14 protein-coding genes are annotated in these 16,277 nt (G+C 69.9%); 8 read left to right on the forward strand and 6 right to left on the reverse strand.

Annotated features, from left to right (window positions below; genetic code table 11):
• From ASG29_RS14820 to ASG29_RS16885, 5 genes are all read left to right on the forward strand, one after another.
• A partial coding sequence (locus ASG29_RS14820; RefSeq protein ID WP_055986014.1) for an inositol-3-phosphate synthase occupies positions 1-1,055 on the forward strand: 1,055 nt, incomplete at its 5' end.
• 11 nt (positions 1,056-1,066) lie between these two features.
• Positions 1,067-1,780 (forward strand): NTP transferase domain-containing protein, encoded by a 714-nt coding sequence (locus tag ASG29_RS14825; RefSeq protein ID WP_162242987.1) that lies wholly within the window; start codon positions 1,067-1,069, stop codon positions 1,778-1,780.
• Between the two features lie 88 nt (positions 1,781-1,868).
• The gene (locus tag ASG29_RS16880) at positions 1,869-2,075 is read left to right on the forward strand and encodes a hypothetical protein (RefSeq protein ID WP_156458074.1); all 207 of its coding nucleotides are present in this window, start codon (positions 1,869-1,871) and stop codon (positions 2,073-2,075) included.
• A 47-nt stretch (positions 2,076-2,122) separates the two neighbouring features.
• A complete protein-coding gene (locus ASG29_RS14830; protein WP_055986568.1) occupies positions 2,123-3,319 on the forward strand; it encodes an acetyl-CoA C-acyltransferase in 1,197 nt (398 codons plus the stop codon).
• Positions 3,320-3,371: 52 nt separating this feature from the next.
• Positions 3,372-3,518: a lmo0937 family membrane protein gene (locus ASG29_RS16885; protein ID WP_156458076.1), complete on the forward strand. Its 147-nt coding sequence runs from the start codon at positions 3,372-3,374 to the stop codon at positions 3,516-3,518.
• Here ASG29_RS16885 and rarD read toward each other — a convergent pair.
• The 4 genes from rarD to ASG29_RS14850 form a co-directional block, all read right to left on the reverse strand.
• Positions 3,475-4,413 (reverse strand): EamA family transporter RarD, encoded by a 939-nt coding sequence (gene rarD / locus ASG29_RS14835; RefSeq protein WP_055986020.1) that lies wholly within the window; start codon positions 4,411-4,413, stop codon positions 3,475-3,477. The two genes, ASG29_RS16885 and rarD, sit on opposite strands and share 44 nt — an antisense overlap.
• 1,074 nt (positions 4,414-5,487) lie before the next feature.
• A complete protein-coding gene (locus tag ASG29_RS14840) occupies positions 5,488-6,840 on the reverse strand; it encodes a dihydrolipoamide acetyltransferase family protein (protein WP_055986024.1) in 1,353 nt (450 codons plus the stop codon).
• A 4-nt stretch (positions 6,841-6,844) separates the two neighbouring features.
• A complete protein-coding gene (locus ASG29_RS14845; protein ID WP_055986571.1) occupies positions 6,845-7,852 on the reverse strand; it encodes an alpha-ketoacid dehydrogenase subunit beta in 1,008 nt (335 codons plus the stop codon).
• 38 nt (positions 7,853-7,890) lie between these two features.
• Positions 7,891-9,174, reverse strand: coding sequence for a 3-methyl-2-oxobutanoate dehydrogenase (2-methylpropanoyl-transferring) subunit alpha (locus tag ASG29_RS14850; protein WP_055986027.1), 1,284 nt, complete (start codon positions 9,172-9,174; stop codon positions 7,891-7,893).
• A gap of 177 nt (positions 9,175-9,351) precedes the next feature.
• On the opposite strand from ASG29_RS14850, the gene ASG29_RS14855 reads away from it, so the two are divergent.
• Complete coding sequence (locus ASG29_RS14855) at positions 9,352-10,134, forward strand: ImuA family protein (protein WP_055986029.1); 783 nt, start codon at positions 9,352-9,354, stop codon at positions 10,132-10,134.
• A complete protein-coding gene (locus tag ASG29_RS14860) occupies positions 10,049-12,070 on the forward strand; it encodes a Y-family DNA polymerase (RefSeq protein WP_082516171.1) in 2,022 nt (673 codons plus the stop codon). The genes ASG29_RS14855 and ASG29_RS14860 overlap by 86 nt, the downstream gene beginning before the upstream one ends.
• A gap of 19 nt (positions 12,071-12,089) precedes the next feature.
• On the opposite strand, the gene ASG29_RS14865 is transcribed toward ASG29_RS14860, so the two are convergent.
• Positions 12,090-12,494, reverse strand: a complete 405-nt coding sequence (locus tag ASG29_RS14865; RefSeq protein WP_055986033.1) for a type II toxin-antitoxin system VapC family toxin — start codon at positions 12,492-12,494, stop codon at positions 12,090-12,092.
• Entirely contained in the window at positions 12,491-12,787 is a 297-nt protein-coding gene (locus ASG29_RS14870) for a type II toxin-antitoxin system Phd/YefM family antitoxin (RefSeq protein ID WP_055986036.1), read from the reverse strand. The genes ASG29_RS14865 and ASG29_RS14870 overlap by 4 nt, the downstream gene beginning before the upstream one ends.
• A gap of 53 nt (positions 12,788-12,840) precedes the next feature.
• Here ASG29_RS14870 and ASG29_RS14875 point away from each other — a divergent pair, with 53 nt between their 5' ends.
• Positions 12,841-16,248, forward strand: a complete 3,408-nt coding sequence (locus ASG29_RS14875; protein ID WP_055986038.1) for an error-prone DNA polymerase — start codon at positions 12,841-12,843, stop codon at positions 16,246-16,248.
• Positions 16,249-16,277: the final 29 nt, after the last annotated feature.

A 16,277-nucleotide genomic window follows, 5' to 3' on the forward strand; every position in this document is an offset into this window, starting at 1 on the left:
TGCAGGGCAAATACCATTACGCCGGCAGCAATACCGCCAGCGGCCTCATCCACGAGGATATCGGCGGTTACAAGGTGGGCGACCTCGACTTCGTCGCGGCGTTCGACGTGGACACGCGCAAGGTCGGCGTCGACCTGGGCGAGGCCATCTTCGCCAAGCCGAACTGCACGAAGGTGTTCCACGCCGACGTGCCGAAGACCGGCACGATCGTGAAGATGGGCGCCAAGCTGGACGGCGTCGCCGCCCACATGCTGACCGCCGCCAACGACCGCGGGTTCGAGGTCGACGCCGCGGCGCGCGACGCGTCGAAGGCGGAGATCGTCGAGGAACTGAAGCGCACCGGCGCGCAGGTCCTGGTCAATTTCCTGCCCGTCGGCAGCCAGGAGGCGACCGAATTCTACATGGAATGCGCGATCGAGGCCGGGATCGGCGTCGTGAACTGCATGCCCGTGTTCATCGCGTCGAAGCCGGAGTGGGAGAAGCGCTTCGCCGACGCCGGCCTGCCGATCATCGGCGACGACGTGAAGGCGCAGGTCGGCGCGACGATCGTCCATCGCGTGCTGTCGAACCTGTTCGGCCAGCGCGGCGTGACGATCGATCACACCTACCAGCTGAACACTGGCGGCAACACCGACTTCATGAACATGCTCGACCGCAACCGGCTGGCGAGCAAGAAGGAGTCGAAGACCGAGGCCGTGCAGGCGGTCATCGCCGAGCGGCTGGCGGACGAGAACATCCACGTCGGCCCGTCGGACTATATCCCGTGGCTGCACGACAACAAATTGTGCTTCCTGCGCCTCGAAGGTAATTTGTTCGGCGACGTGCCGATGAACCTGGAACTGCGCCTGTCGGTCGAGGATTCGCCGAATTCCGCGGCCGTCGTGGTCGATGCGATCCGGTGCGTGAAGCTGGCGATGGACCGCGGCGTCGCGGGCGCCCTGACCGGCCCGTCGGCGTTCTTCTGCAAGCACCCGCCCGAGCAGGTCACGGACGACGTCGCGGCGCAGATGACCGACGAGTTCATCCACGCCGACACGCGCCTCGCCGCCGAATAAGGCGACACCCCTTGCACGCCCTGATCGTCGCAGCCGGCTTCGGTAGCCGGCTGCGCGAGGTTTCGCCGTCGAAACCGCTGACTTTGGTGGCAGGCGTGCCGCTCATCGAGCGCGTCATACGCGCCGCGCATGACGGCGGTGCGACGGCCTTCACCGTCGTGACGGGGCATGAGGGCGATCGCCTGGAACAACATCTGTTGCGCGCGGCGGCCCGGCTGAACGTGCCGGTCGCCTGCGTGCGGACCGGCGACTGGTCGCGGCCCAACGGCTTTTCGATCCTGACCGGCGCCGACGCGATCGGGCCGCAGCGCCACCTGCTGATGATGGCGGATCACCTGTTCGATCCCGCGCTGGTCGCCACGGTCGTCGCCGCGCCCGCGGCGCCGCTGGTCCTGGGCATCGACCGGCGGCTCGACAATCCGCTGGTCGACATGGACGACGTGACGCGGGTGCGCACGCAGGGGGACCGTATCGTCGCGATCGGCAAGCACCTGCCCGATTACGACTGTTTCGATTGCGGCGTATTCGCGGTCGACGGCGGCTTCCACGACGCGTTGCGCGCCTCCGTCGCCGCGGGCGGCGCGGGGTCCATCTCCGCCGGGGTCGAGGCGCTGGCCGCCACCGGCGGCGCGCGGGTCGCGGACATCGGCGACGCATGGTGGCTGGACGTGGACGATCCCCGCGCGCTCGAACAGGCGGAGCAGGCGCTGGCGCTCGCCGCCTGACGGCAAGATTTCGTCACGAAGCGGACCGGAACACGGCGCCCCGCCCGCGCTTTTCCCGCGACGAACCCTGTTGTCGAAGGAAGCCTGCATGTCCGACCACTCCCGTCCGCGCCGCTCCGTCCGCACCATGGGGGGCTGGCCCGCGCTCGCCGTCCTCTTCGCGGTGATCGCGGCGGTGCTGTACTTCACCCTGATTCGCCACGACCCCGCCGCCGAGGTGCGCGTCGGCTCCGGCACCGCGCAGGCGATGTGGGACGGCACCCATCCGAAGGAGGCGACGCCCGCTCGCCAATAGGCCCGCGTCGCGCTAGGCTGTCCCGCATAGCAGCAGGAGAGGCCATGATGCGCGAAGCCGCGATCGTTTCCACCGCCCGTACCGCCATCGGCAAGGCATATCGCGGTGCGTTCAACGCGACCGAGGCGCCGGTCCTGGCGGGCCATGTCATGAACGCGGCGGTGGAGCGCGCCGGGATCGATCCGGCGCGGATCGACGACGTGTTCTGGGGCATCGGCAACCAATGGGGCACGCAGGGCGGCAACGCCGGGCGGATGGCGATCTTCGCCGGCGGCCTGCCGCAATCCGTCCCCGCCTTCACGCTGGACCGCAAGTGCGGCAGCGGGCTGACCGCGGTGGCGCTCGCGGCGCGGTCGATCATCGCGGGCGATATCGACGTCGCGCTGGCGGGCGGGATGGAATCGATCAGCTACACCGTCACCAAGGACGCGCCGCGCTTCGTGAACGAGAGCGTGGTGGCGAAGGAGCCGGCGGCGTACATCCCGATGATCGAGACGGCGGAGATCGTCGCGGACCGCTACCACATCAGTCGCGAAGCGCAGGACGCCTATGCCGCGCAGAGCCAGCAGCGCGCCGCGCGCGGGCTGGAAACCGGTGCCTTCGCGGAGGAGATCGTGCCGATCACGGTCGAGAAGGCGCTGTTCGACAAGGCGGGCAACCGCACCGGCAGCGAAACCGTGACGATCGCGCAGGACGAAGGCATCCGCGCGGGCACCACCGCGGAAGGGTTGGCGGGCCTCAAGACCGTCTGGGCCGGGGGTGCCTTCACCGGGCCGGGCGCCAACGTCACCGCCGGCAACGCCAGCCAGCTGTCCGACGGGGCGGCGGCGCAGATCGTGATGGACCGCGCCACCGCGGTGGCGGAAGGACGCAACGTGCTGGGCGTCTATCGCGGGTTCCAGGCCGCGGGATGCGCGCCGGACGAGATGGGGATCGGCCCCGTGTTCGCGATCCCGAAGCTGCTCGACCGCGCCGGGCTGTCGGTGGCGGACATCGGCCTATGGGAACTGAACGAGGCGTTCGCGTCGCAATGCCTGTATTGCCGCGACCACCTCGGCATCGATCCCGACAAATACAACGTCAACGGCGGCGCGATCGCGGTCGGGCATCCGTTCGGCATGACGGGCAGCCGGCTGGTCGGCCACGCGCTGATCGAGGGGCGCAAGCGCGGCGTGCGCTACGTCGTGGTCAGCATGTGCACCGCGGGCGGGATGGGCGCGGCGGGGCTGTTCGAGATCGTGTGACGGAGGAACGCGGCGGCGGCGGCGGGGTTACGCCCGGCGAAGGAGACATGCCATGTTGTGGACGATCGCGATCATCCTGCTGATCCTGTGGGCGCTGGGCTTCGTCGTGTTCCACGTCGCGAGCGGGCTGATCCACATCCTGATCGTCCTGGCGATCATCGTCGGTCTGGTGCAGCTGTTCCGGGGCCGTCGCGTCTAGACGCGCGGACGCTGTCCCACGCGAACAGCGCGCAGCCGGTCCAGATCAGGCCGAACGTGGCGAGGTGGTAGCCGCGGAGCGGTTCGCCGAACAGCCACACCGCCTCCACGAACTGCATCGACGGCGCGATATATTGCAGCAGGCCGAGCGTGGAATAGGGCATCGCGCGCGCCGCGGCGGCGAACATCAGCAGCGGGGCGGCGGTGGCGGCGCCCGATCCGATCAGCAGCAGGTCGGTGTAGCGGTCGTGGCCGAACGCGGCGCCGGTCCCGTCGCCGCCCTGCCCCGCCAGCAGCACGACCGCCAGGCATAGAGGCGCCAGCAGCAGCGTCTCGATCGTCAGGCCGCCGAGCGCGTCGATCGCGACGACCTTCCTGACCAGGCCGTAGGTCCCGAAGCTGGTGGCGAGCGCCAGCGGCACCCACAGGACGCCGACGCCGCCCGCCACCGCCATCACCAGCACGCCCGCCGCCGCGACCGCGATCGCGACCCCCTGCAACCGCCGCAGCCGTTCCCCCAGCACCGCGACGCCCAGCGCGACGTTGACCAGCGGGTTGATGAAGTAGCCGAGGCTGGCGGACAGGGCGTGGCCGCTGTTGATCGCCCAGATGAAGACGTACCAGTTGATTGCGATCAGCGCCGCACTGGCGGCCAGCAGCAGCAGGGTCCGCCCGCGCGCGGCACGGCGGATATCGCCCACGCGCCGCGCGACGACGACGATGACGCCGAGCAGCAGCAGCGACCACAGCACGCGATGCGCCAGCACCTGCATCGGCGGGACGTGCGACAGCAGCCGCAGGTACAGCGGCAGGAAGCCCCACGACACATAGGCGCCGACGCCGAGCAGCAGCCCGCGACGCGAGGGGGACGGGGACGGGGACGGGGCGGCGGTCATGCCGCGGCGCCCGGAAGGTCAGCGGAAGGTCGCATGGTCGCGGATGCGCGCGCATGCATGGACGCGGGCGCGGGCTGGGTCGGGGAGGCGGCGATGCAGGTCACGCGTCGGGCCGTACGCGCAAGTGGCGATGTAGGACAGGGGTGGTGTCGTCCGTCGGTGGCGGGGTTGGTTGGGGCGGGACCGACGTGGCGAACACTGCTGGGGAGTCTTCTTCATGCCGGGCTTGTCCTGGCATCCACCCCTCCGCCAGACCTGACGCCGTTGGACTCGTGGCGCGATGGATGCCGGGTCCAGCCCGGCATGACGGATGGGGCGCGGGCCTGCTAATGACTCTCGACGTCCCGCGGCCGGGCCGGAACGACGTGATGGATATCATCGACCAATCCTGCCCGTCATGCCGGGCTTGTCCCGGCATCCATCCTTCCGCCTGACCTCACGCCGTTGGACTCGTGGCGCGATGGATGCCGGGTCCAGCCCGGCATGACGGATGGGGCGCGGGCCTGCTAATGGCTCTCGACGTCTTGCGGCCGGGCCGGGACGACGTGGCGGATAGCGTCGACGGATCTTCGCCGTCATGCCGGGCTTGTCCCGGCATCCACCCCTCCGCCTGACCTTACGCCGCGCGACTCGCGGGGCGGTGGATGCCGGGACGGGCCCGGCATGACGGTGTGGTGGAGGTGGGCGTAAGGTCTTCGACGTCACCCAGGCAGACCGGGGCCGGCGTCGCGAACACCACCGCCCACGCGGCCCGTCATGCCGGGCTTGTCCCGGCATCCATCCTTCCGCCTGACCTCACGCCGTTGGACTCGCGGCGCGATGGATGCCGGGTCCAGCCCGGCATGACGTATGGGGCGCAGGCCTGCTAATGACTCTCGACGTCCCGCGGCCGGGCCGGGACGACGTGATGGATATCATCGACCAATCCTGCCCGTCATGCCGGGCTTGACCCGGCATCCATCCCTCCGCCTGACCTCACGCCGTTGAACTCGTGGCGCGATGGATGCCGGGACAAGCCCGGCATGACGGGTGGGGCGCGGGCCTGTTGGTGGCTCTCGCGCCGACGACTACGCGTCAGTCCGCGAACAGCAGGACCGGGGTTTCCAGCAGCTTCTTCAGCGCCTGGACGTAGCTTGCCGCGTCCCAGCCGTCGACGACGCGGTGGTCGCAGCTGATCGACAGGTTCATCAGCTTCGCGCGGACGATATCGTCGCCCCGGAACACGGGGCGCTCGACGATCTTGTTCGGGCCGATGATGGCCACTTCGGGCCGGTTGATGACCGGCGTCGTCGCGATGCCGCCGAGCGGGCCGAGCGAGGTGACGGTGATCGTGCCGTTGCCCAGTTCGTCGGGCTTCAGCTTGCCGGCGCGCGCGGCGTCGGCCAGCCGCGCGATCTCGGTCGCGAGCTGCCAGACGTTGCGGTCCTGCGCGTCGCGGATGACGGGGACGGTCAGGCCCGCGTCGGTCTGCGCCGCCATGCCGACATGCACGCTGCCGTGGCGCGTCACCACGCCCGCCCCCCCGTCGCCCGTGTCGTCGTAGCGCGCGTTGAGCATCGGGAAGTCGGGCAAAGTGCGACAGATGGCGACGATCATCAGCGGCAGGATCGTCAGCTTCGGACGTTGCCCGCGGTTGGCGTTCAGGTCGGCGCGGACGCGTTCCAGCTCGGTCACGTCGATCTCGTCGACATAGGTGAAGTGCGGGATGTTGCGCTTCGACGCGGTCATGTTCTCCGCGATGCGGCGGCGCATGCCGATGACCTTGATCGCCTCGTCCGCGCGGGCGCGGCCGGCGTGGGGGGCGTGATAGCCCTCGCCGCCGGTGTAGCGCAGGTAGGCGTCGAGGTCCGAATGCCGGATGCGGTCGCCCTCGGCGATGCGGACCTGCGACAGGTCGACGTTCAGGTCCGCCGCGCGGGCGCGGACCGCGGGGGAAGCGAGGACCTTGTGATCCTCCCCGGCACGGGGAGGGGGACCGTTCGTCCCGGCGGATGGCGGGGGGGCGGCCGCGGGTGGCGACGTCTGAAGATCAGCCGACGTCGGTTCGGTCGCACGTTCCACTGGCGGGGTCGCGTGCGGCGCTCCCCCTCCACCGGCTTCGCCGATCCCCCTCCCCGTGCCGGGGAGGATATTTTCCTCCACGCCGGGGTTCTCGGCCTCGAACGTCGGCTCGTCCGCGACTTCGGCTTCCGTCTCGATCACCACCAGCGCGGCGCCGATCGAGACCTGGTCGCCGACCTCGCCCGCCAGTTCGACGACGGTGCCCGCGACGGGGGATTCCATCTCCACCGTCGCCTTGTCGGTCATCATGTCGGCGAGGCCCTGATCCTCCTCGACGCGGTCGCCGACGGCGACGTGCCATGCCACGATCTCGGCCTCGGAAATGCCTTCGCCGATGTCGGGCAGCTTGAAGGTGAAACGTGCCATCGTCTTATCCGTCCTTCAGGATCTTTTTCAGCGCCTGTCCGATCCGCACGGGACCGGGGAAATAGGCCCATTCCAGGCTGTGCGGATAGGGCGTGTCGAACCCGGTGACGCGCTCGACCGGCGCCTCCAGGTGGTAGAAACAGCGTTCCTGCACCAGCGCGGACAGCTCCGCGCCGAAGCCGCCGGTGCGCGTCGCCTCGTGCACGATCAGGCAGCGGCCGGTCTTCTTCACCGACGCCTCGATCGTCTCGATATCCAGCGGCACCAGCGTGCGCAGGTCGACGATCTCCGCATCGATGCCCTCGTCCGCGACGACCTGCGCGCAGACGTGGACCATCGTGCCATAGGCGAGGATCGTGACCGCCTCGCCGGTCCGCACCACGTTCGCCTTGCCCAGCGGGATGCGATAATATCCCTCCGGCACCGCGCCCGCGGGATGTTTCGACCAGTTTTCGGCCGGGCGGTCCCAATGGCCGTTGAACGGGCCGTTGTAGATACGCTTGGGTTCGAAGAACAACGTGGGGTCGTTGTCCTCGATCGCGGCGATCAGCAGGCCCTTGGCATCGTAGGGGGTCGACGGGATGACGGTCTTGACCCCCGATACGTGGGTGAAGATGCCCTCCGGCGACTGGCTGTGCGTCTGCCCGCCGAAGATGCCGCCGCCGAAGGGCGAGCGGACCGTGATGGGGGAGATGAACTCGCCGCCCGAGCGATAGCGCAGCCGCGCCGCCTCGCTGACCAATTGGTCCAGCGCGGGGTAGATATAGTCGGCGAACTGGATTTCCGGCACGGGGCGCAGGCCGTAGGCGCCCATGCCGACCGCGACGCCGATGATGCCGCATTCGGTGATCGGCGTGTCGAACACGCGGGTCTTGCCGTATTTCTTCTGCAACCCCGCGGTGGCGCGGAAGACGCCGCCGAAATAGCCGACATCCTCCCCCATCACCACGACGCCGGGGTCGCGATCCATCATCACGTCCATGGCGGAATTGATCGCCTGGATCATGTTCATGCGGGTGGTGGTTTCGGACTGTTCCATCGTCTCGGTCATCACTTGCGATCCCACGGGCGGCCGCTGGCGGTTTCCTCGGCCAGCATCTGCGCCTGCTGTTCGCGCAGGTGCCACGGCATCTCCTCGAACACGCCGTCGAACAACGTGTCGAGCGGCTGGTGCAGGCCGTGGCCCAGGATGCCGTTCTTCTCCGCCGCCTTCTGCTCCGCCTTCACATGCTCGGCCAGTTCCCTGTCCTGCGCGGCGTGGCGGTCCTCGTCCCATTCGCCGATCGCGATCAGATGATCCTTCAACCGCCGGATCGGATCGCCCAGCGGCCAGGCGGTGGGTTCGCCCGCGCTGCGATATTGCGTGGGGTCGTCGGAGGTCGAATGCCCCTCCGCACGGTACGTGAAATGCTCGATCAGCGTCGGGCCCGCGTTGGTCCGCGCGCGTTCCGCCGCCCATTGCGTCGCGGCGTACACCGCCAGCGCGTCGTTGCCGTCGACGCGCAGCCCCGCGATCCCGTAACCCACCGCGCGCGCGGCGAAGGTCGTCGCCTCTGCGCCTGCGAAGCCCGAGAAGCTGCTGATCGCCCACTGGTTGTTCACGACGTTGAAGATCACCGGCGCGCGATAGACGGTGGCGAAGGTCAGCGCGGAGTGAAAGTCGCCCTCCGCGGTGCTCCCCTCCCCGCACCAGGTCGCGGCGATGCGCGTGTCTCCCTTCGACGCCGACGCCATCGCCCAGCCCACCGCCTGCGGATATTGGGTGGTGAGGTTGCCCGAGATCGAGAAGAAGCCGAAGCGCCGTTCCGAATACATGATCGGCAGCTGCTTGCCCTGCAACTTGTCGCCCGTATTGGAATAGATCTGGTTCATCATGTCGACCAGCGGGCAGCCGCGCGCGATCAGCAGGCCCTGCTGGCGGTACGACGGGAAGCACATGTCCTCGTCGTCCAGCGCGTGTGCGGCGGCGATCGCGACCGCCTCCTCGCCCAGGCATTTCATGTAGAAGCTGGTCTTGCCCTGCCGCTGCGCGCGGAACATCCGCTCGTCGAAGGCGCGGACCAGCACCATGTGGCGCAGCATCCGCCGCATCGTGTCGGGCGACAGCTTCGGGTCCCACGGGCCGACGGCGCGGTTCTCCTCGTCCAGCACGCGCACCAGCGTGTACGCCAGGTCGGTGAATTCCCTCGCCGGCGCGGCGGTGTCGGGACGCCGCGCGGCACCGGCGGGAGGGATTTCCACCGCCGCGAAATCGACCGCGTCGCCGGGCCGGAACTTCGGTTCCGGCACGTGCAGCGACAATGGTTTCAGGTTGCTGCGACCGTCGCTCGCCACCTAGCTCTCCTCGAAACGCGATGCCGGAGCATCTTTCGTCCGCTTGTAATTATATTTCAAGCGTCGCGATAGGGGGTGCGGCGACGCACAGCGCGGCAGCGGGGCGGCACAGCACCGACAGGCCGGTTAAGGGATTGACTCGAAAGCCCTTGAAAGAACAAAATAGGAACGATTTTAATGGCGAGTCGTATCCAGCCCGTGACCCGATCCCCCGTCCTTGCCGCCCTGCGCGCCGAACTGAGCGCGATCGAAGGCGACGGCCGCAGCCATGACGGGCGGCGGCGCGAGGTGCTGCCGTTCGGCGTCGGCGGCATCGATTCGCGTCTGGCGACCACGGGGCTGCGGCTCGATTCGCTGCACGAAGTCGCCGCCGCCTCGCCCAGGATGGGGGACGATGCCGCCGCGACGCTGTTCCTGGCGGGGATCGCGGCGCGGGCGTGGGGGCCGGTCCTGTGGATCGTGCGCCGCCGCGACCTGTTCGCGCCGGGCCTGTACCAGGCCGGGCTGGCGCCCGAACGCGTCCTGTATGCAGAGGCGGCGGACGATGCCGAGGTGCTGGCCCTGATGGAGGAGGGCCTGCGCCATCGCGCGCTGGGCGCCGTGATCGGCGAGGCGCGGCGCGTCGGCATGGCCGCCACCCGGCGGCTTCAGCTGGCGGCGGAGGGCGGCCGCACGATCGCGCTGCTGATGAAGCGGCACGCGCGGGAGGGCGCGGACCCGCTGGGCGTGCCCTCCGCCGCGGTCACGCGCTGGCGCATCGCCACCGCGCCGTCCGCCCCGCTGCCCACCGCGGGCATCGGCCGGGCGCGCTGGGACCTCGCACTCGTCCGCCAGCGTGGCGGCGAACCCTTCAGCACGATCGTGGAGGCCGCGGATGAAACGGGTCGCCTCGCTCTACCTGCCCGAGTGGTCGATCGACCGCATCAGGCGGGCGGAGCGACCGCACGCGCCGCCGCCTGAGCGCGCGCGCGTCGATCTGCTGCCGCTGAAGCACGCCGGGGATGCCGCGCGTGGCGGCAAGGCGTGCGACGCGCCGAAGAACACCGGCTGGCGTCCCGGCGCGAAATGGGCGCGGGGGGAGGAGGCGCGCGCGCAGGTCGACCGCGACATCGCCGCCCTGCCCGCGCACCAGCGCCCGCCGATGCGCGAACTGGGCCGTCGCAGCGAGGCGGCGGACCATCCCTACAAGCGCCTGCCCGGCGATGACGGGGGGAAGGCCGCGGGCTGGCCGGAGCCGGGGCGGGGCGCGATGCATGACCGTCGCAACGGTCACGCCGACGCCTCGAACGACCGTTCCGGGCCTGTCCCGGGGTCCACCGTGCCGCACCATCACCGGCCGTCGCTCGTGCCTAACGGTGGATGCCGGGACAGGCCCGGCATGACGACTCCCCCGCAACCGCCCCACCCCCTCGTCACCGTCCACAAGGTCGGTGCCCGCGTGGAGGTCGCCGCCGCCTGCCCCGCCGCGCGCGCGCTGGGCGCGGTGGCGGGGATGGCGTTGACGCAGTTGCGCGCCGCGGTGCCGGGGATCGCGGTGCGCGATGCGGACCATGACGGCGACCGCGCCGCGCTCCACCGGCTGGCGATCCTGCTGGCGCGGCGCTGGACCCCGGTGGTGGCGGTGTCGGATGCGGACGGCCTGTTCCTGGACCTGTCCGGCGTCGCGCACCTGCACGGCGGGGAGGCGCGGATGATGCGGCGGCTGGTACGCGGACTGGCGCGCGTCGGCATCGCGGCGCGCGTGGGGGTGGCGGACACCACCGGCGCGGCCTGGGCATTGGCGCGCCACGATGCGGCGGCGGTCGCGATCCTGCCGCCGGGCGACCCGATGCCCGCGCTCGCCCCCTTCCCCGTCGCCGCATTGCGGATCGAGGACAAGGCGCTGGACCTGCTGCGCCGGCTGGGCGTGGACACCGTCGGCGACCTCGCCGCGCTGCCGCGCGCGCCGCTGGCGCGCCGGTTCGGGCGCGCGGTGCCGCTGCGGCTGGACCAGGCAGGCGGGCGCATCGCCGAACCGCTCGACCCGGTCATCCCGCTCGACCCCATCGCGGTGGAGCAGCGCTTCGCCGAACCGCTGATGACCGCGGAGCCGATCGCGCACTGGCTGGCGCAGCTGGTCGCACGCCTGGCCGTCGCGCTGGCGCAGGCGGGGCGCGGCGCGCGCGCGGTGGCGCTGGTGGCGACGCGCGTCGATGCCGCGGTGCAGGTGGTCCGCGTCGGGCTGGCGCGCCCGACGCGCGCGCCCGACCATCTGCTGCGGCTGCTGGTCCGGCGGATCGAGACGATCGACCCCGGTTTCGGGATCGAAGGGCTGGCGCTCCACGTCCTGCGCAGCGATCCCCTAGGGGCGGAGGCGTTTTCGGGCGACCTGACCGACGACACGCCCGACCTGTCGCTGCTGGTCGATGCCATCGCCAACCGCATCGGCGCGACCCGCCTGTGGCGCGCCTGCGCGGTGGAAAGCGACGTGCCCGAACGCGCGGTCGCGCGCGCCGCCCCGCTGGACCCGTCCGTCGCGGCGACGCCGCGGCTGAAGCGGGAGGACGTGCGCCACCTCGACGCCCGCCTTGCGGCGCATCCCTGGCACCCGCGGTGGTCGCGCCCGGTACGGCTGCTGTCCCGGCCCGAGCGGATCGACCATGTCATCGCCGAGCTGCCCGATTATCCCCCGCTGCGCTTTACCTGGCGCGGGGTGACGCACCGCATCGTGCGCGGCGACGGGCCGGAACGGATCGCGGGCGAATGGTGGCGCCGCGCCGCGGAGGCGCAGGCGGTGCGCGACTATTTCGCGGTCGAGGACGACACCGGCGAACGCTTCTGGCTGTTCCGCCGCGGCGACGGGCTGCGCGTGGAGACCGGCGACCTGACGTGGTACATGCATGGCACGTTCGGCTGAAGGCGTGGTGCGCGAGGCGTCAGATACGCGCGTCGATCGCCTTCAGGTGGCCGGCGGCGGCATAGGCGAGGATCTTGCGGTCCGCGGTGACGAGCGGACAGCCGAGCGCGCGGGCGGTGGCCATGATGATCCGGTCGCACGGGTCGCCGTGGATGGCCCGCGGCATCCCGCCGGCGTCGAGCGCCATATCCGTATCGACCGCAATCTCGCGTGCGCGAGAGTTATCGACAACGTATCGAAGCAACGCCGCCGGCGTCATCTCCAGCGCGAGTTTGTCACCGCAAACCAGCATGGCCAATTCCCATGCCGACATGGCCGAGAAGAATATCGCCGGTGTCTCTTCGATGATTTCGCGCGCACCAGCGCCAAGACGCCTGTCGCCGTCGACCAGCCACAACAGCACGTGGGTGTCGAGCAGGATCATTCCGCGTGGGTCGACCGATCCGGAAGCAGGCGATCCCATTTCGCTTCCCATTGCGCTTCCCAGTCCTCGTCCATCACCGACGCCGTCGGGTCGACACCCGGCGCCCATGTCATGGTACCCTTCATCATCCCGAATACCGGCTTCGACGGCGTCTTCTCCGCCACGTCCGCCCGCAGCGTCAGCGACGGCTTGCCCCGCCGCGTGATCGTCAACGGCTCGCCGCTGCGCTCCATCTCGTTCAACAGCGCGATGCATTTCGCCTTGAACTCGGTGATGCCGACCATCTTGCCCATGCGCGCCTCCTGCGTCGCTGCGAACTGACCATGTCATATAGTCGTTTCGCCACATGACGTACAGCGAGCTTCAGGTCACCACACATTTTTCCTTCCTGCGCGGGGCCTCGTCCCCCGACGAACTGGTCGCCACCGCGGCGATGATGGAGATGCCCGCGATCGGGGTGACCGACCGCAATTCCGTCGCGGGCGTGGTGCGGATGCTGTACGCGCAGGAACAGGTCGCGGCGCAGGTGCCGCACCCGCCGCGGCTGGTCGTCGGGTGTCGGCTGGACCTGGTGTCCGGCGCGTCGCTGCTTGTGTGGCCGCAGGATCGCGCGGCGTGGACGCGGCTGACGCGGCTGCTGACGATCGGCAAGGCGCGCGCCGATCCGCAACATGGGGAAAAGGGCCGGTGCTTCCTGCATTGGGAAGACGTGGCGGCGCAGGCCGGGGGCCTCGTCGCCGCGCTGGTGCCCGATGTGGCGGGGGCGGACGCGGCGTCGCTGCGCTGGATGGCGGACCTGTTTCCGGACCGCGGGCACGTGTGCCTGACGCACTGGCGGCGGCCGGGGGAGGCGTTGCGGCTGCATGAGACCGCGGCGGCGGCGGCGCGGTTCGGGCTGGTGCCGCTGGCGACGGGGGACGTGCTATACCACGACCCCGACCGGCGGATGTTGCAGGACGTCGTGACCGCGATCCGCGAGAAATGCACGATCGACGACCTGGGCTTCCGGCGCGAGCGTCATGCGGGCCGCCACCTGCTGCCGCCCGACCATATGGCGCGCCGGTTCCGCGACCATCCGCAGGCGCTGGCCGCGGTCGATGCCATCGTCGAACGCTGCACCTTTTCCCTGCGCGACCTGAAATACCAATATCCCGACGAGGAGATCATCGCAGGCAAGACGCCGCAGCAGGCGCTGGCCGCGCTGGCGTGGAACGGCCTGCGCCAGCGGTTCGGCGCGGACCCGCCCGCCGCCTATCGCTCGCTGCTGGAACACGAACTGACGCTGGTCGAGAAGATGGAGTATGCGCCCTATTTCCTGACCGTCAATTCCATCGTCCAATATGCGCGCAGCCAGGAGATCCTGTGCCAGGGGCGCGGATCGGCCGCCAATTCGGTCATCTGCTTCGTCCTGGGCATCACCTCGATCGACCCGGTCAAGCACCAGCTGCTGTTCGAGCGGTTCGTGTCGGAGGAGCGCCGCGAGCCGCCCGACATCGACGTCGATTTCGAACACGAGCGGCGCGAGGAAGTGATCCAGTGGATCTACGACCATTACGGCCACGCGCATGCCGCGCTGACCGCGGTGGTCAGCCGTTTTCGCACCCGCGGCGCGATCCGCGAGGTCGGCAAGGTGCTGGGCCTGCCCGAGGACATGACGGGCGCATTGGCGGGCCAGGTATGGGGCTGGTCGAGCGAGGGCGTGCCCGACGCGCATGTCGCGGCGCTGAACCTTGACGCGTCCGAACCGCGACTGGCGCTCGCGCTCGACCTCGCGCGCCAGTTGATCGGGACGCCGCGCCACCTGTCGCAGCATCCCGGCGGCTTCGTGCTGACGCGCGATCCGCTCCACGACCTGGTCCCCATCGAACCCGCCGCGATGATCGATCGCCGCGTCGTGGAATGGGAGAAGGCGGATATCGAGGAACTGGGGTTCATGAAGGTCGATATCCTCGGCCTCGGCATGCTGGGCTGCATGCGCCGCGCGTTCGACCTGCTGGCCGAACACAAGGGCATCGGCATGAACCTGGCCAGCCCGGCGATGCAGGAGGACGATCCCGCGACCTTCGCGATGATCCAGAAGGCCGATACGCTGGGCGTGTTCCAGATCGAGAGCCGCGCGCAGATGAGCATGTTGCCGCGGATGAAGCCGACCAATTTCTACGACATCGCGATCCAGGTCGCGATCGTGCGGCCGGGGCCGATCCAGGGCGACATGGTCCACCCCTACCTCAAACGGCGCGAGGGGCGCGAGACGGTCGAATATCCCAACGACGCGCTGAAGGCGGTGTTGCAGAAGACGCTGGGCGTGCCGCTGTTCCAGGAACAGGCGATGCAGGTCGCGATCATCGGCGCGGGCTTCACCGGCGGGGAGGCGGACCGACTGCGCCGCGCGATGGCGACGTTCAAGGCGACCGGCGGGGTGGGTCCGTTCCGCGACCGCCTGATCGACGGGATGCGCGGCAACGGCATCACGCAGGATTTCGCGGACCGGTTGGTGAAGCAGATCGAGGGGTTCGGCAGCTACGGCTTTCCCGAAAGCCATGCGGCCAGTTTCGCGAAGATCGCCTACGCCTCCAGCTGGATGAAATGCCACCACCCGGACGTCTTCTGCGCCGCGTTGCTGAACGCGCAGCCGATGGGCTTCTACGCCCCGGCGCAGATCGTGCGCGACGCGCGGGAGCATGGCGTGGAGGTGCGCCCGGTGTGCGTGCTGGAGAGCGGGTGGGATACGATGCTGGTGGAGGGGGAGGGTGACGGTGAAAGCCCTCTCCCCGCCGGGGAGAGGGTGGGGAGAGGGGCCGATGTCTCACCGAGGGCAACCTCCCAGCGAGGCACCTTCCCTTCACCCCGACCCTCTCCCCGGCGGGGAGAGGGAAGAGCGCCCACCTCGTCCCTCCACCCCCTGCGCCTCGGCCTGCGCATCGTCACCGGCCTGTCGGGCGAGGACGCCGGCCGCATCCTGACCGCGCGGGCGCGCGCACGCTTCACTTCGGTCGAGGACCTGTGGCGGCGGTCGGGCGTGCCGCTCGCCGCGCTGGAGAAGCTGGCGCGCGCGGATGCCTTCCATGCGCTGGGGCTGGACCGGCGGCAGGCGCTGTGGGCGATCAGGGGGCTGGGGGAGGCGCCGCTGCCGCTGCTCGCCGGGCTGGAACGGCGCGAGGAGCCGGTGACGCTGACCGCGCTGACGCAGGGGCGCGAGGTGGTGGAGGATTATCGCGCGACGCAATTGTCGCTGCGCGCGCATCCGATGCAGTTCCTGCGCCCCGCTTTGTCCGATCGCGGCATCGTGCCGTGCGCCACACTGGGCGCGCGCGACGGGAAGGCGGTGGAGGTCGCGGGCATCATCCTGGTGCGCCAGCGGCCCGGCAGCGCGAAGGGCGTATTGTTCATCACGATCGAGGACGAGACCGGGGTTGCCAACGGCATATTGTGGCCCGACCGGTTCGAGGCGCAGCGCCGCACCGTCATGTCCGCCGCGATGGTCGGTTTGAAGGGGCGGGTGCAGAAGGAAGGCGCGGTGATCCACGTCATCGTCGACCGCGTGACCGACCTGACCCCGATGTTGCGGCAGGTGGGGGACATCGACCTTCCACGAATGGTGTCGCGCGGCGACGGCGCCACCTATCCCGGTGCGCCCGATCGTGGCGACGCGGGATACAAGGACAAGCAGTGGAAGCCGGTGCCACGCAGCGACTATCATTTCCGCGAGCGGGGCGAGGATGTGATCCCGATCCGGAGCCACGATTTCCATTGAGGGCGGCGTGTCGACGACGTATATACGTC

It is taken from the genome of Sphingomonas sp. Leaf412 (genome assembly GCF_001425405.1).
GTDB lineage: Bacteria > Pseudomonadota > Alphaproteobacteria > Sphingomonadales > Sphingomonadaceae > Sphingomonas.

Excerpts from the sequence above, each read along its gene's own strand:
- ASG29_RS16880 (WP_156458074.1), top strand. The coding sequence starts at position 1,869 with ATGTCCGACCACTCCCGTCCGCGCCGCTCCGTCCGCACCATGGGGGGC.
- ASG29_RS14830 (WP_055986568.1), top strand. The coding sequence starts at position 2,123 with ATGCGCGAAGCCGCGATCGTTTCCACCGCCCGTACCGCCATCGGCAAG.
- ASG29_RS16885 (WP_156458076.1), top strand. The coding sequence starts at position 3,372 with ATGTTGTGGACGATCGCGATCATCCTGCTGATCCTGTGGGCGCTGGGC.
- rarD (WP_055986020.1), bottom strand. The coding sequence starts at position 4,413 with ATGACCGCCGCCCCGTCCCCGTCCCCGTCCCCCTCGCGTCGCGGGCTG.
- ASG29_RS14840 (WP_055986024.1), bottom strand. The coding sequence starts at position 6,840 with ATGGCACGTTTCACCTTCAAGCTGCCCGACATCGGCGAAGGCATTTCC.
- ASG29_RS14845 (WP_055986571.1), bottom strand. The coding sequence starts at position 7,852 with ATGAACATGATCCAGGCGATCAATTCCGCCATGGACGTGATGATGGAT.
- ASG29_RS14855 (WP_055986029.1), top strand. The coding sequence starts at position 9,352 with ATGGCGAGTCGTATCCAGCCCGTGACCCGATCCCCCGTCCTTGCCGCC.
- ASG29_RS14860 (WP_082516171.1), top strand. The coding sequence starts at position 10,049 with ATGAAACGGGTCGCCTCGCTCTACCTGCCCGAGTGGTCGATCGACCGC.
- ASG29_RS14865 (WP_055986033.1), bottom strand. The coding sequence starts at position 12,494 with ATGATCCTGCTCGACACCCACGTGCTGTTGTGGCTGGTCGACGGCGAC.
- ASG29_RS14870 (WP_055986036.1), bottom strand. The coding sequence starts at position 12,787 with ATGGGCAAGATGGTCGGCATCACCGAGTTCAAGGCGAAATGCATCGCG.
- ASG29_RS14875 (WP_055986038.1), top strand. The coding sequence starts at position 12,841 with ATGACGTACAGCGAGCTTCAGGTCACCACACATTTTTCCTTCCTGCGC.